Genomic DNA, 14,802 nt, shown 5'->3' on the forward strand with positions numbered 1-14,802 from the left:
ACCTGAACCATACAAGTACGGCAACGTACTGGGGATATTTCAAATGCAAGATAATCAACCGCAGCAACTCCGTCACCGCATCATTGAAGTGGCAGACCAAACCCTTGTTTACCGACCGGTAACAATGAACGACAGCACACCAACTGGGGCACAAATTGCAGCCGCAGCTGGGTTTAAACCCGATCAACTCCCGGTTGTACTGCAATCAATCTCGAACGGATCTCTTGAGGATATCCGCCCTGACGAGGTCGTGAACCTTGGGGATGAAATTTGCCGTTTCATCGTGGTCGAATCCGACCGCACTTATCGGTTCACCGTTGATGGTGCCCGTTTGGAGTGGCCGTGCCGCCACATAACTGGGTATGTTGTTCGCGAACTGGGTGGTATCGGTGAGGATAAGACGCTGCTTCTGGAACGTGAAGATGAGGCTGACCTCGAAATCCAAAACGATGAGTTCATCAACTTGGATGAAACCGGTATTGAGCACTTCATCAGCCGTAAAACCACATGGAAGTTGAATGTGCAGGGTAAGGTATACAACTTTGATACCCCGACAATCGTGATCCGCGATGCGGTCATCCGCGCAGGTCTGAACCCAGACCAAGCATGGTATATCTTCTTCAAAGTCGCAGGGAAACCGAAGGTCGAGAAGGGCATTGATGATGTCATCGATCTACGCACCCCCGGCATCGAGAAGCTGCGCCTCACTCCGCGTGATGTAAACAATGGCGAGGTGTCTCCGGTACTTCGCCGCGAGTTTAACCTGTTGCCTAGTGATGAGCTGTACCTCAATAACATGGACTACCGCTGGGAGACCTGCGTGAGTGAGAGCTCCAACTGGTTGGTCATCCACGACTACGATCTGCCTGCTGGATACAACCATCAGAAAGTGAAATTGGCACTCTTGATCACCTCTGGCTACCCCATGAGCATGTTGGATATGTTCTATGTGTATCCGCTGCTGCTGCTGGCCAATGGCACTGAAATTCCCGCTACGCAAATTAGGGGGGTGGTCGATGGAGTTACGTTCCAAGGCTGGTCACGACATCGTCCGTGGAACCCTGCGACGGACACAATCGTCTCACAACTTGCTATGGCCGATGGCTGCCTTCTGAAGGAGGTGGGTCAATGAGCACGGGCTCTCGTCTGGTGTTGACGCAAGAAATCCATACCTCGCTCTGGGAACACCTGTTCCCAGGCGATGGCAAGGAGGCTGCTGCAATCCTGCTCTGCAACCGCAATAACGGCACACGCCAGAAATTCCTGGTTAAAGAACTGATTCCCATACCATACGACGAGTGTAAGTCGCGGTCCGTCGATTCCATTTCTTGGCCTGGCAGCTACTTAGAAAAAGCTATCGATGAAGCTGATGCGACATCAATGTCAATTTTCCTTGTGCACTCGCATCCTGCTGGTTTTCTGGAATTCTCTGACATCGACGATGAAAGCGATGCCCAGACCATGCCATCGCTGTTTCAAGGAGTCAGCACTATTCACGGTTCGGCATTAATGGTCTCGAGTGGTGAGATGTGTGCACGTATTTACCGCGATGGTAATCACTGCGAACCCGTGGAGCTGGTAACTGTCGCTGGCGACGACATCCACTACTGGTGGGCCAATACCAAAGTGCCAACTATGGCGTTCACCTCTGGAATGACGGACACCTTCAAGCGCCTTACTGTAGCTGTCATAGGTGTTTCCGGAACTGGTTCGATTGTGGCTGAGCAAGTGGCTAGGCTAGGCTTTGGAGAGATACTGCTATTCGATCATGACCATCTGGAGAAGAAAAACCTGAACCGAATCCTGAACTCAACACTCGAAGATGCTCAAGCAGGCCGTTCGAAGGTGGAGATGTTCGCAGAGGCGATTCAGCGCATCAGAGGAGAGGATATAGCTAGGCCTTTTCACAGGACTATCTGCTCGCGGGATGCCATCCTTGCCGCTGCAAATGCAGACGTGATCTTCTGCTGTGTCGATACCTACCAAGCCCGCATGATCGCGGATCTCATCGCTTCAGCTTTTTTGATTCCATTACTTGATGTGGGGGTGAAAATCCCTACTCATGTTGATCCAGAAGACGGCAGGAAGATCACTGATGTGACCGGGCGAATCGACTATGTCAAACCAGGTGGCTCTACTTTGGCAGATCGTGGTGTCTACACCCCCACACTGTTGTACCAAGAGCACATGCGTCAATCAATGCCTGAAAACTACGAGGACCAATTGGCTCGTGGATACATAACAGGGGTATTGGATGAAGCTCCATCGGTAATTACTCTTAACATGCGAGCTGCATCCGCCTGTGTCTCAGAGTTCATCGCTAGGAGCTTCCCTTTCCGTGAGTACCCCAACAAGCAGTTTGCCAGAACCATTTTCAGTCTCACTGAGGCGGAAGAGGATTATCTTGATGAGAGTTCGTTCTCCAAGGCTGCAAATCCTCGTCTTGCCGAAGGTGGTAAGGAGCCCCTTCTTGGCTTGCCTAATCTGGAGATGATGTAGATGTCAATTTTCAAGAGGATATTTAACTATTTCTTACGGAAGGCAGAACCACTGCTCCCTCCTCGACGCTTAATCGTCATTGAAGGAGATTCGTTGCCCAAAAATATGCCTATACGTTCAATTATTCTCGCAAGAGATGGAGAGGAGGATTGGTGTATTGGGTTCAGATGTCCTTGTGGGTGTGGCCGAAAAATCGAGCTACTAATAATTGAAGAAGCAAAGCCACGCTGGGACTACAGCGTTAGTGATGATGGTTTGCCGACGTTACACCCTTCTGTATGGCTAAATAGTGGTTGTAAATCTCATTTTTGGCTGAGGAATGGGAAAATTTACTGGGTATAACTCTTGGGTCAGATTGAGCTGGTGATAGGCTCTGTTGCTCAGGTCGTCAGTGAACTATCTGTAACCTCGGTAGTGAGTAAAACCGCCTACGAGAGCATCAGAAAGGTTAATTCAGTCAGGAACTGGGAACAGAAAAGTTAACTCCTAGTGCTGCGAGGTTCATTGAGCATCTGGATGGATGAGCAGGCCATTGAGACAGCATTGATACTAAAGGGGGACCTAGGGCTTACTCGTCCTCACTGTGTAATGGTCAACTAAATCCGGATACTCGGTTTCGCAATGCCTCTGTCTCTATGACTTCAGTAAAATTTCTGTGGCCAGCTGCAGCCGGAGTATCCAGATGACCGAGATGACTAGGCCACTACATGAGTGGCCTTTTGCTTAAGGCGTGTCTGGGCCAATTAGCACACCTCTTCTGTTGCGCCGGTAGCAAGGTCACGCTGGCGATGGAGGGTGTCAATCTGTTTTCTGAGCAGACCGGAGGGGGAACCAGGAGCTGTCGCGCCAAACACATGTGGGTGGCCAAACACTATGAAGCTGTCTTTGGCGCGAGAGACTGCAACGTTCAGCATGTTATGGTTCATGTCGTAGAACTTGCCGGCACTGATGTCATTTTCACCATAGACGCTGGAGAACAGTACCAGGGTACGTTCATCTCCTTGCAAGCTATGTACTGTACCGACAGTTAGGCCGTATATCCCCACTTTTCCCAGTGCTTGCCGGATCAAACGAGCTTGTTTGCTAAAGGGAGTTATGATGCCAACAGCCAGTTTCAGCACCTCATCATCGTCCTTATCGGACCACTTAGGGTTTTGTTGGCGTGCATAGTCGAGGATTTTGCTTCGTTCTGCATTGAGCCACTCGGCGATATGGTCAGCTTCTCCCGGATTGCCACGACTACCGCCATAAGAGCGTGATGGAGAAGCCGTTTCTACCATGGAAAAGGTACCCCATGGCACGGGTTGCTTGGGGAAGCCGCGCAGTGGTTCGAGAACGCCTTCATAGACCATGGTGTTGCAGTAGCCGACAATTGGGTCGTAGCAGCGCCTATGTTCGGTCAGATAGAGACCGCGCTGCAGGGGGGCAAATTGGTGATAGTGACACTGCCGTTGCGCTACACCCATGACCGACCCACTGCTGGCCAACAAACCGCTTTGATGCCAGAAGTCATCGTAGTCGTACTGCTCGTTGAGTAGCCCATATAACTCTAGGTTGGCGCGATCAACATAGGCGGGAATGCTCCAGACTGGCTCGATCTGATCCGTATCCCCCACAATCAACGCCCGTTTAGCCAGTGCAAAGCTGGCTGCGGCAACATCGGGGACGGCTTGACCAGCTTCATCGACAATCAACAGATCGATCTCATCGAACAGCGGGATATCTCGCCAACAGTTATCGCGCATCTCATAGGCCATAAAGGTCGACGGAATCATGTAAAATGTCGATACAAAACATGGTGTTAGCTTAGCAAGTCGGCGCAATTTTCGTCTTAGCTTCCAGGGAGATTTTTTATCTTTGTCACCTCTGCTGAGGAAACCTTCAAACTCCGTTAGCCAGCGTGCTTCCCAGTAGTGAGTCGCTAGCTTGAAGAGCGTGAAACGAAGCGAGCGATCGTTCACTTCATGCACTTGATCTTCCAGTGAGCACGAGAACAGCCGGGCTGGTCGGTTTATCTCAATCCAGTTGGTTAGGTCCAGAGTTGCTTCCTGGTAACCGGCTACCACCTGCTGTAGCTGGTTGAGAAGTTCTTCCGACTGTTGCCGTTCCCGGTGTGCCTGCTGAATTCGCTGATTGAGCAATGTCTCGACTGCGTAGTCGGAATGATCGTTCTGAAACAGTTCCCAGCTATTGAGCAAACGTGCGCTCTTGCGCTGCTCATGCCGCTTGAGCGGAGGTAGCCACATCAATAAACGGGACCAAACTGAGCGCCGTTCCCACAAGCTATACATTTCGTCGAGTTGCGATTTGGTTCGGCTGTAGTGCGCCTTGGCATAGTCATGTCTTTGCATGGCTTCTGTTATTTGCTCATGCAGTGAGTCCAGGCCTCCATGGCGGAGGTCGATCTCGTGAGCGTTACTCTGCACCTGTTCCAGCAGAGAGATCCCTATTTCAATTGCCTGCCTGGTCTGCAACAGCGCTCGATGTAATTGCTCTTGCACTTTGCTGACCGCGACAGCCTGGCCATTGAGCCACTGGCTGGCACAGGTTAAAAAATGCTCTTTGGCTCTATCCAGATACTCCCGCGTATGCCAGCTTTCCATGCAACCTTCGCCTTTTGGCCCTAGGTACATGTAGGAATTGTGAACATTCACCTTGCCGCTGGAACAGCAGTAGAGGCCATAGCTGTCGATTTCGGGGAGCCAGCGCCCTTTTAGGCTCTCTGTCAAACCCTCTTCATCGACCTTGGCAAAGCTTTCTAGAATATTGGTGACCGCTTGGTTGTTGTTCGAGGCCGCAACAATCAGTGGCGGCTCTCCCTGAGCCAGCGCCGCCTCACTCCATAGATTAGCTACCACTGAGCGAAGCAGGGTTGTCTTGCCTGTGCCGGGAGGGCCGTTAACGGCTAGGATCTCACCGTGTTGCTGTGCAAGGAAATGGTGCAGGGCATTGCGTTGTTTGGGTGACAGAGGGAACTCCCCTGTCATCTGGCCAAGATGCCCCTTGGCTCCTGTGTTCTGATGCTGCAGATCTTGATGGGGTGTTAGCGTAGGGGATTGCTCGGCACAAAACCGCTGGTAGAGCGGTGGGTACTGGCCGCTATCGCGCAGGTTGTTGAGTACCTTCAAAATGTTGGCTTTTGCCCCCACCACGTTGGGTTCGAGTTGTAGCAGGCTTTGCTCGCTCATCTCGAAGTCTGGATGAATGGGCATGGCATGCAGTGGGGGAGCGGCTTGCATGCTGTTCTCGGCATTTGATGAGAGTGGATAGCCCACTACTGCTGCCAACATATGGCAGCAGTAAGCTACGAGTTGCTGCCACTCTACTATCCCCTCGTAGGGGTTGTGGGTCAGTAGATTGGCCCCTTGAAGATCCAGACACTTCGCCCCTCTTAACTTAAGAGGTAGTCTTGGAGCTATGTTCAGTACTAGTCACAACGAGAAGATGGTCGAAGTGTTAACAGGGGCCGAGCGCCGTCGACGCCGGACTCCACAAGAAAAGATCGCCATCGTGCAGCAGACCTTTGAGCCCGGGATGACCGTCTCTCATGTTGCTCGCTTGCACGACGTCAACGCAAACCAGCTTTTCAAATGGCGTAAGCAATTCCAAGAAGGGTCTCTCACGGCGATCACCGCCGGTGAGGATGTTGTTCCTGCTTCCGAGTTGGCTGCTGCCATCAAGCAGATCCGAGAGCTACAACGTCTGCTCGGGAAGAAGACCATGGAGAACGAGATCCTCAAAGAAGCCGTGGAGTATGGTCGAGCAAAAAAATGGATTGCGCATGCGCCCTTGTTGCCGGGGGACGACGATTAAGTGCTGTGAGCCAGGCTCTTAATGTATCGCGTGCGCAGCTATCCGTTCGTGTTCATCGAAAACCGGGTTGGCAAGATGGTCGTCATCATCGCCAGCGTGATGATGCAGCCTTACTTGGCCGTATCATGGAGGCGATGGCAGAGCTTCCCTCCTATGGCTATCGCCGGGTCTGGGCGCTGTTACGGCGTCAGTCTGAGGCAACAGAACAACCTGTGGTAAACGCTAAGCGGGTATATCGCGTCATGCGCGAGCATGGCTTGCTGCTGGAAAGAAAACCAGCTGCACCATTGGCCCAGCAGGCACATAAGGGGCGTGTTGCCGTCAAGGAGAGCAATCGACGGTGGTGCTCAGATGGCTTCGAGTTTCGCTGTGATAACGGTGAAAAACTACGTGTCACGTTCGCCATGGATTGCTGCGATAGGGAAGCGTTGGACTGGGCGGCCAGTACTGGGGGTTACGACAGTGACACTGTGCAAGATGTCATGCTGAGGTCTGTCGAACGTCGCTTTGGGGATTCGTTGCCGGCATCACCGGTGGAGTGGCTGACTGATAATGGCTCGGCGTATCGAGCCCATGAGACCCGCGCGTTTGCACGAGAAATCGGGTTGGAGCCCAGAACTACTGCGGTGAGAAGCCCACAGAGTAACGGTATAGCGGAGAGCTTCGTGAAGACGATGAAGCGAGACTATATCGAGATGATGCCAAAACCGGATAGCCGAACAGCGGTAGGCAATTTGGCTATCGCGTTTGAGCATTATAACGAACACCACCCGCACAGCGCCTTGGGATACCGTTCACCCCGGGAATTTCTGCGCAGTCGGGTATCACAATCCTAAGCGGGAAAAAGTGTCTGGACCTATGGGGTCAAATCCAGTCAGGAAGGCGTCAAGATCGACATAATCGCCGATGGGGTCCGTTGCACTCTGGTTAGGCGCTAGCCACTCCCGCGGGATCCAGGGGCGCTTGTTGGAAGGAAAGAGAGTGCCGTCAGCCACCACTCTGACGAACACGCCAACCGGTAGCAGCACTCGCCGTTTAAGGTTGTTGGTCTCTCCAAACTGGGAGGTCTGGAGATCGACGCGGGGGAACAAAACCAGCTCGGTCACTTCCAGTGGGGGTTGGCCGACAGGCTGTTTGGCATCGAGGATCTGTTTTGCCTGTACGGGGGAAATGCGCCCGTTTAGCCACACTTGGGTATCGATTGCTAGGTAGTCGGAGGAGGGATCTTCGACTTTCTCGATGCCCAGCACGGGCAACAGATTGCGATCATCCGGGCTGAGTCGCTCGGCATCGATTAATGACTGGCGAAAATAGCCGGTAAGATTGTGCAGAAAGGACATAAGATCCTACCTTCGTTGTTCTTTATAATGAAGCCGGATGGCTGGAATGGAGCATCCGTTTGATGCGTTATTCATTATCCCACTCATGCGCTGCTAGGTGATTACACACAAGCCCCTCTTGGGCTGAGTAATTAGCCCTGCTTTGACCAGATAAGTTTTTGCCCAACCAGCTCGAATACCTTGCGTAGAGGGCGAGCTTTGCCATCTGCTAGGCTCGCAAGTACGGCTGGCATCATGGCTTCGTAACTTGGCAGGTTCATTGATGCTTGGCTTGAGTTTGTATCGATAGAACATCTTGCCACATAGGTTCTGTTGGAACCATTCATGTCACTTCTGTATGTGCGCGAGCTGACATATTTTCTGCTACACACTAGCCAAAATTTCACATGTGAAATTTTTCCCGAAAACGCTGTAAGTGCCCAAAACGGGCTCTTACAGCGCTCTGGATTTCGTTAGGTCCTCGGTACGCTTTGCATGTTGATGTTTGTTACAGGGAGATCATCTGCATGCGTGAGCAAAATCCGTCAGTTTACAGCGATCCTAACGGGTCAATTCTGAAAGAGCTTTATGAGCTTAAGCAACTGGTAATCCAGCAAGGACTGGCGCAAAAAGAGATGCTTTCTACCGAGGAGTGCGCCGAGTTGCTGGGGGTTTCTGTCAGCTATGTGTACCGGCTGACCAGTGAAAAGCGTCTGCCGCATTACAAGCCACAAGGCAAAAAGATCTACTTCAAGCGCGTTGAGCTGCTGGACTGGCTGCTCTCCCACCGCATTTCACCGGACGCCGAACTCACTGAGCATGTAACCAAGCGTGTGCGGCAAGCTAGCCATGGGCGGTTGTGAGGCTGTTATGGAGCGAGATCTCATAACATCTCACTGGCCCCAGGATCTCCGGTCGGCTTTTATTGAACCTCCGAAACCCCTCGATTTTGTCCTCCCGGGGCTGCCTGTTGGCTGCGTTGGTGCTTTGGTGTCACCGGGAGGGGTGGGCAAATCGATGTTGGCATTGCAACTAGCAATGCAGATATCCGGTGGGCCGGATTGGATTGGGCTTGGCAATCTGAGCAGGGGGGCTGTGCTCTACCTGCCTGCCGAGGATCCTTGGCCTGTACTGCACCAGCGCCTGTTTGCCTTGGGCGGATATCTTGACCCTGAACTTCGTGCCAACGTTGAGCGAGACCTTCGCCTCATACCGCTGCAGGGATCCAGTCCGAATGTGCTGGATAGCCATTGGTGGGAAGCGATTGCTATATGGGCTGAAGGGGTGAGGTTGATTGTCATCGATACTTTGAGGCGTTTCCACGATGCCGACGAGAACGCTGCCTGTGCCATGACGCAGGTACTGGGTCAGTTGGAGCGGCTGGCCATGAGGCTGAGATGCGCTGTGTTGTTTGTACACCACACCAGCAAATCCGCAGTATTCCAAGAAGCTGGCGATCTGCAGCAGGCCAGCCGAGGTTCGTCAGTTCTGGTGGACAACGTCCGCTGGCAGGCCTATCTCGCCACTATGACCAAGAAAGAGGCGCAGCAGTTGGGCGTATCGGCAGAGCTGAGCCAGCTTTACGTGCGGTTTGGAGTAAGCAAAAGTAATTATGGGCAGCCACTACCGGAGCGCTGGTTGGTGCGGAGGGAAGGTGGCGTGCTGCACCCCGCCAGTTTGGACGTAACACGCCGGGCTGGAGGCAAACGTGCCTTGCTTTGAACTAACTCATGCCCGGCACGACCATATGCACTGTCTGGCCCCAGGATTGTTCAGAGCCATAGCTCCTGGTCAGCGCCGTCGAGACAAGCTGGCGGTGATTTACCGCTTGGATAACGGTAATCAGATTGAGTTTTCTGGGCCAGAACCCTTGGGGGCCGACGATTTGCGAGTACTTCAAGGGTTGGTTGCCCTAGCTGGGCTTGAATCACAAGGTGGCAAGATTGGGCCTGTTGCGAGTGGTGAAACCGGAGAGATATTGCGAGACCTACTTCAGCTGCGTGGGATTGCCAACCAGCAGGATGTCTTGGTGGTCAAAAGCAGCTTGCGCAAACTGGCCAAGGAGATTGGTTACGCCAACCCTCGTGACACCAACACGGTGCGCCGCAGTGTCGAGCGGCTGTGGAAGGTGTCGGTAATAGCACAGGTGGCTGGCCTGCGTAGCGGTTTTCGTCTGCTGGCGAACTATGCCAGCGATGCCTTGACCGATGGGCTCTTTGTGGCGCTAAATCCCTTGCTGACCAATGCCGTGTTGGGGAATGGCCGATATACCTATATCGATCTGGCTGAGGTACGGCAACTGCGTAGTAGCACTGCTCGGATATTGCATCAGCGGCTTTGCGCCTGGATTGATTGTGGCCGCAGCAAGCCAGTAGGTTTAGATAAACTGGTCTCTTACGCTTTTCCTGATAAGTCCAGCGCGGCCACCGACCGAAAGCGGCAATCGCGAGTCCGCAAGGCTCTGGATGAACTGGCTGAACTGGGTTGGTCAATCAGTGAATATGCCAAGGGGCGGTTCACCATAGGTCGGCCTGCGCTATCACGATAATGGTCACGGACTATCACGAAAGTGGTCACAAAGTTCACGATATTGGTCACAGGCCTAATCAGCTAAACCCCAGTGCTACCTGGGCTGCAGGGCGATCCTGAAATCCGATCTATATTATCTAAGATAATCTAGGCCAGCGCATGGTCGCGCTGGCCTATTTGTTGGTTCTTCCTGGCCATGATCTCGTCGAGGGTGCTTCTATGACTCCAATACGTTGGGAAAATCGAGCATGGCATCTCTACGCCGTGATTCAAGGATGTCTGCATAGATCTCTGTGGTTCTCAGCTCACTGTGCCCCAGCAAGCGGGAGAGGGCATAGATATCTACGCCGCGGTTAAGCTGGATGACGGCGAAGGTATGACGCGCGCTGTGGAAGGTTACCTTCTTGGTTATACCCGCCTGCAACGTCCACCGGGTGAGCTCCATGTTGTGCCAAGCCGAGTACTTGAGGCCCTTGAAGATCCGCTCTGTTGCCTTGCCTGGGCGCCCCATCAGCTGCATCGCCATGTCATTCAAATCCAGGTATTGCAGGCCGCTGGTCTTTTTCTGGGTGAAGACGATACGGTAATGGCCATAGAAGGGCTCCAGCTCGGCCCAGGTCAGCTTGTGAATGTCGGACCAGCGCAAGCCAGTGCAACAAGAGAACAGAAAGGCGCGCTTAAGAACGTCGTACCGGCACTCGGCCTGGGCCAGGGCTCGTACCTCGTCTTCGGTCAGGTAAACCCGTTTGTTCTTCTCCCCCTGGATAGCTTTGACACGCCGTACCGGATTATCCGGTAGCAGCCGTTCCTGCTCAGCCTGGTTCAGGGCTGCCCTTAACTTGTTGAAATAGGCACTCTGGGTGTTGCGGCTCAGTGGTGTGCCGCTTTTGGTGCGGGCCTTGTGCATCAGGTAATGCCGAAACCCCTCCAGGAACAGCTGATCTACTTCCTCGAAAGTCAGCTCTGGCAGCTTATGGTACTGGTGTAAATGCTTGAGGGCTGATATCCAGATGGAATGGTTGCTCTTGCTGCCTGCCGCTTTTTGGTCAGTAACCTCTTGGAAGTACTCGAAGAAGCTGGCCTTGTAGGCATTCGAGAAATCCAGATGGTGTTTACCTGTCTCGTACTCGAAGAGCCGCTTGGCGCGGATGGCTTCGGCTGCTCGCTGGGTTTCTTTGTTGTGGAGCCGCTGTGCTGGGGTACGCGGCTTGTCGTACAGGAAGAGATCCAGGGGCTCTCTGCTGCGTTTGTGCTTGCGGATGCCCGTGGTTAGGTCAAGGTAGGAGCCGGCGTAGTAGGTTAAGCGCAGAGCGCGCTTGCCTTCGGCGTCCGGTGCGCGGTATTCGATGCTGATCTTCATAAGTGTCCCCCGAGAGTACCCCAAGAGGTTACTTTGGGGTACTCTCGGGGTAAATTCTCACGAAACAAGATCAGGCAAGAATAGCCAGTAAAAAACAAAGTCCAATATTTACAATATCTTATGCTCTCATTGGCTGCTTTTTATTGCTGATTTTTCACCACATTACTTGCCGATGCAGAAGCTGGAGAAGATACGGCCCAGCAGATCGTCGGAGCTGAACTCGCCGGTGATCTCGGAGAGAGACTCCTGCGCGAGGCGCAGCTCTTCGGCCACCAGCTCGCCGGCCACGAACACCTCCAGCTGCTCCTTGGCCACCAGCAGCCGCTCGGCGGCACGTTCCAGCGCATCCAGGTGACGGCGGCGGGCCATGAAGCCCCCCTCGGTGTTGCCCTGGAAGCCCATGCAAGCCTTCAGGTGCTCGCGCAGGGCGGGCAGCCCCAGCTCGGTCTTGGCGGAGATGCGATAGACGGCGTGGCCCTGCTCCTGACTCGGTGCCAGATCCTCGCCGGTCAGGTCGGCCTTGTTGCGAATGACGGTGAGGCCGATGTTTTTTGGCAACCGATCAACAAATTCCGGCCAGATCTCCCGCGGGTCGACCGCAGCCGTGGTGGTGCCATCCACCATGAACAGCACCCGATCGGCCTGTTCAATCTCGGCCCAGGCACGCTCGATGCCGATCTGCTCCACCTTGTCCTGGGTATCGCGCAGACCGGCGGTGTCGATGATGTGCAGCGGCATGCCATCCAGATGGATGTGCTCGCGCAGCACGTCGCGGGTGGTGCCGGCGATCTCGGTGACGATGGCGGACTCGCGGCCGGCCAGGGCGTTGAGCAGGCTGGATTTGCCGGCGTTGGGACGGCCGGCTATCACCACCTTCATCCCTTCCCGCAGCAGGGCGCCCTGCTTGGCCTCGCCGCGTACGTCATCGAGCTCCGCCATGATGGCGTAGAGATCGCCCGCCACCTTGCCGTCGGAGAGAAAATCGATCTCCTCGTCCGGGAAGTCGATGGCGGCTTCCACATAGATACGCAGCCGGGTGAGACTCTCCACCAGCTGCTGGATCTTGCCGGAAAACTGCCCCTGCAGAGAGTGCATGGCACTGCGGGCCGCCTGCTCGCTGGACGCCTCGATAAGGTCGGCGATGGCCTCGGCCTGGGCCAGATCCAGCTTGTCGTTCATGAAGGCGCGTTCGCTGAACTCGCCGGGGCGGGCAGGGCGCAGCCCTTTTATCTGCAGGATGCGGCGCACCAGCATGTCCATGATCACCGGGCCGCCATGGCCCTGCAGTTCCAGCACATCTTCGCCGGTGAAGCTGTTGGGGGCCTTGAACAGCAGGGCGATGCCCTGATCCAGCGGCTGGCCTTGCTCATCCCTGAACGGCAGATATTCGGCGTAACGCACCCGGGGGAGCTTGCCGAGCACTATCTCGGCGACCTGTTCGGCGGCGGGACCGGAGACGCGGACTATGCCGACGCCACCCCGGCCGGGGGCGGTGGCCTGGGCCACGATGGTATCTGTAGTCATCTTGCTTGGCTCATTTGTTCGCTGATGGTTCACAGCAGTGGGGTCATTGTAATAAAAAAGGCGGCCCGAAGGCCGCCTCTTTTGTCATCCATCTTGCCATCGGGAGCGATTAGCTGCGGGTATGCAGGCCTTTCTTCTCCAGCTGACGGTAGATGATGGTCTGCTGGGTAATGGAGATGACGTTGCTCACCAGCCAGTACAGGGTCAGACCTGCCGGGAACCAGAGGAACATGAAAGTGAAGATGATCGGCATGAACTGCATCACTTTCTGCTGCATCGGGTCGGTAATGGTGGTCGGGCTCATCTTTTGCAGGTACCACATGGACGCACCCATGAGGATCGGCAGCACGAAGAAGGGGTCCTTCACCGACAGGTCGGTGATCCACAGGGCGAACGGCGCGTGGCGCAGCTCAACGGATTCCATCAGTGCCCAGTAGAGGGCGATGAAGATCGGCATCTGCACCAGGATCGGCAGACAGCCACCCAGCGGGTTGACCTTCTCCTTCTTGTACAGCTCCATCATGCCCTGAGACATCTTCTGGCGATCGTCGCCGAAGCGCTCACGCAGTGCGGCCAGCTTGGGCTGCAGCATGCGCATCTTGGCCATGGAGGTGTACTGGGCCTTGGTCAGCGGGAACATGATGCCGCGTACCAGCAGGGTCAGCATGATGATGGCCACACCCCAGTTCTGGACGAAACCGTGGAACACGGTCAGCAGCCAGTGCAGCGGTTGGGCGATGAACCAGAGCCAGCCGTAGTCGACGGTCAGGTCGAGGTGGTTTGCCACCTTGGCCATCTGGTCTTGCAGCTTGGGACCGACCCACAGCTTGCTGGTCACTTCGGCTTGCTGGCCGGCAGCCACGTCAACCAGCGGCGCCTTGTAGCCGATGATGGCCTGGTCTTTGCCAGGGATCACGCGGCTGTAGAAGCTGTTGGTATCGTCGGCATTCGGTGCCCAGGCAGAGACGAAGTAGTGTTGCAGCATGGCGACCCAACCACCCTTGGTGGTCTTGTTCAGGTCGGCATCCTTCATCTCGTCGAAGGTGTACTTCTTGTAGCGGGTATCTTCGCTGGAGAAGGCACCACCACGGTAGGCACTGGCCACCATGGCATGACCCTGCTGGTCTTTCGGGGTAGTCACGGTCTGCTTCAGCTGACCGTAGAACTGTACCTGGACCGGCTCGGCGGACTTGTTGTCGATCTTGTAATCGACGCCAACGGCGTAGTCACCACGCTTGAGGACGAACTCCTTGGTGAAGACCACGCCCTTGCTGTCGGTCCAGGTCATCGGGACGACGACTTGATCCTGACCATCGGCCAGCTGGTAGCTGGTCTGGGCGGCTTCGTAGGTGGGACGACCCTGGGCCTGGCTGTCAGGACCATTGCGACCAACCAGACCGCTCTGGGCAACATAGAGGTGCTCAGGTTGGCTGGTCAGCAGTACGAACGGTTGATCCTTGCCTTCTTCCAGCTTGTGGGCCAGCAGATCGGCAGAGACGATGTCGCCACCCTGGGTATCCAGGGTCAGCTTGAGCACGTCGGAGGAGACGGTGATCAGCTTGCGTGCGGAGTTCGCATTGGCTTGCTCGGAAACCTGAGGAATATCACCGGTCTGACCGGCTTCAGGTACGAAATGTTCGGTTTGGGCCACGGTAGTCGGGGCCGGCTTCGGAGCCTTGTCGGACTCCCACTGTTGCCAGAGCAAAAAGCTCACGAACAGCAAACCGATCAGGATGAGATTGCGTTGTGATTCCATAG

12 protein-coding genes and 1 pseudogene are annotated in these 14,802 nt (G+C 54.7%); 7 read left to right on the forward strand and 6 right to left on the reverse strand.

The features are described from left to right. Positions 1–43: 43 nt before the first annotated feature. The 3 genes from C2U40_RS22850 (at position 44) to C2U40_RS27070 (ending at position 2,841) form a co-directional block, all read left to right on the forward strand. Complete coding sequence (locus C2U40_RS22850; protein WP_103829312.1) at positions 44–1,132, forward strand: multiubiquitin domain-containing protein; 1,089 nt, start codon at positions 44–46, stop codon at positions 1,130–1,132. Then, complete coding sequence (locus C2U40_RS22855; RefSeq protein WP_103829311.1) at positions 1,129–2,499, forward strand: ThiF family adenylyltransferase; 1,371 nt, start codon at positions 1,129–1,131, stop codon at positions 2,497–2,499. Before C2U40_RS22850 ends, C2U40_RS22855 begins: the two co-directional genes overlap by 4 nt. 105 nt (positions 2,500–2,604) lie before the next feature. Beyond that, positions 2,605–2,841 (forward strand): DUF6527 family protein, encoded by a 237-nt coding sequence (locus C2U40_RS27070; protein WP_373887361.1) that lies wholly within the window; start codon positions 2,605–2,607, stop codon positions 2,839–2,841. A 401-nt stretch (positions 2,842–3,242) separates the two neighbouring features. Here C2U40_RS27070 and C2U40_RS22865 read toward each other — a convergent pair whose 3' ends face one another. Continuing rightward, positions 3,243–5,738, reverse strand: coding sequence for an AAA domain-containing protein (locus tag C2U40_RS22865; RefSeq protein ID WP_158656460.1), 2,496 nt, complete (start codon positions 5,736–5,738; stop codon positions 3,243–3,245). A 205-nt stretch (positions 5,739–5,943) separates the two neighbouring features. Here C2U40_RS22865 and C2U40_RS22870 point away from each other — a divergent pair. Continuing rightward, positions 5,944–7,142: pseudogene (locus C2U40_RS22870) on the forward strand (IS3 family transposase); the annotation flags it as partial. On the opposite strand, the gene C2U40_RS22875 reads toward C2U40_RS22870, so the two are convergent. Both C2U40_RS22875 and C2U40_RS27075 read right to left on the reverse strand, forming a co-directional pair. Next, positions 7,137–7,652, reverse strand: coding sequence for a hypothetical protein (locus tag C2U40_RS22875; RefSeq protein ID WP_103829068.1), 516 nt, complete (start codon positions 7,650–7,652; stop codon positions 7,137–7,139). The pseudogene C2U40_RS22870 and the gene C2U40_RS22875 overlap by 6 nt on opposite strands. A gap of 93 nt (positions 7,653–7,745) precedes the next feature. Beyond that, positions 7,746–7,946 carry a winged helix-turn-helix domain-containing protein gene (locus C2U40_RS27075; protein ID WP_199773229.1) on the reverse strand — a complete coding sequence of 67 codons (201 nt, stop codon included), beginning with the start codon at positions 7,944–7,946 and terminating at the stop codon, positions 7,746–7,748. A gap of 212 nt (positions 7,947–8,158) precedes the next feature. Here C2U40_RS27075 and C2U40_RS22885 point away from each other — a divergent pair, with 212 nt between their 5' ends. From C2U40_RS22885 to repC, 3 genes are read left to right on the forward strand one after another with little or no spacing between them, the layout of a single operon-like run. Beyond that, complete coding sequence (locus tag C2U40_RS22885) at positions 8,159–8,494, forward strand: helix-turn-helix domain-containing protein (protein WP_103829067.1); 336 nt, start codon at positions 8,159–8,161, stop codon at positions 8,492–8,494. Between the two features lie 7 nt (positions 8,495–8,501). Then, positions 8,502–9,353 carry a helicase RepA family protein gene (locus C2U40_RS22890; protein ID WP_103829069.1) on the forward strand — a complete coding sequence of 284 codons (852 nt, stop codon included), beginning with the start codon at positions 8,502–8,504 and terminating at the stop codon, positions 9,351–9,353. A 25-nt stretch (positions 9,354–9,378) separates the two neighbouring features. Continuing rightward, positions 9,379–10,179, forward strand: a complete 801-nt coding sequence (gene repC / locus C2U40_RS22895; protein WP_199773230.1) for a replication protein C, IncQ-type — start codon at positions 9,379–9,381, stop codon at positions 10,177–10,179. A 198-nt stretch (positions 10,180–10,377) separates the two neighbouring features. Here the strand turns inward: repC and C2U40_RS22900 are convergent, their stop codons facing one another. The 3 genes from C2U40_RS22900 to yidC form a co-directional block, all read right to left on the reverse strand. Then, entirely contained in the window at positions 10,378–11,520 is a 1,143-nt protein-coding gene (locus tag C2U40_RS22900) for a site-specific integrase (RefSeq protein WP_103829065.1), read from the reverse strand. 162 nt (positions 11,521–11,682) lie between these two features. Continuing rightward, on the reverse strand, positions 11,683–13,044 hold the full coding sequence (mnmE, locus tag C2U40_RS22905; RefSeq protein WP_103829064.1) for a tRNA uridine-5-carboxymethylaminomethyl(34) synthesis GTPase MnmE: 1,362 nt from the start codon (positions 13,042–13,044) through the stop codon (positions 11,683–11,685). 109 nt (positions 13,045–13,153) lie between these two features. Then, entirely contained in the window at positions 13,154–14,800 is a 1,647-nt protein-coding gene (yidC, locus tag C2U40_RS22910; protein WP_103829063.1) for a membrane protein insertase YidC, read from the reverse strand. Positions 14,801–14,802 lie beyond the last annotated feature (2 nt).

The sequence above is a fragment of the Aeromonas sp. ASNIH4 genome, assembly GCF_002934425.1.
Lineage (GTDB): Bacteria > Pseudomonadota > Gammaproteobacteria > Enterobacterales > Aeromonadaceae > Aeromonas > Aeromonas hydrophila.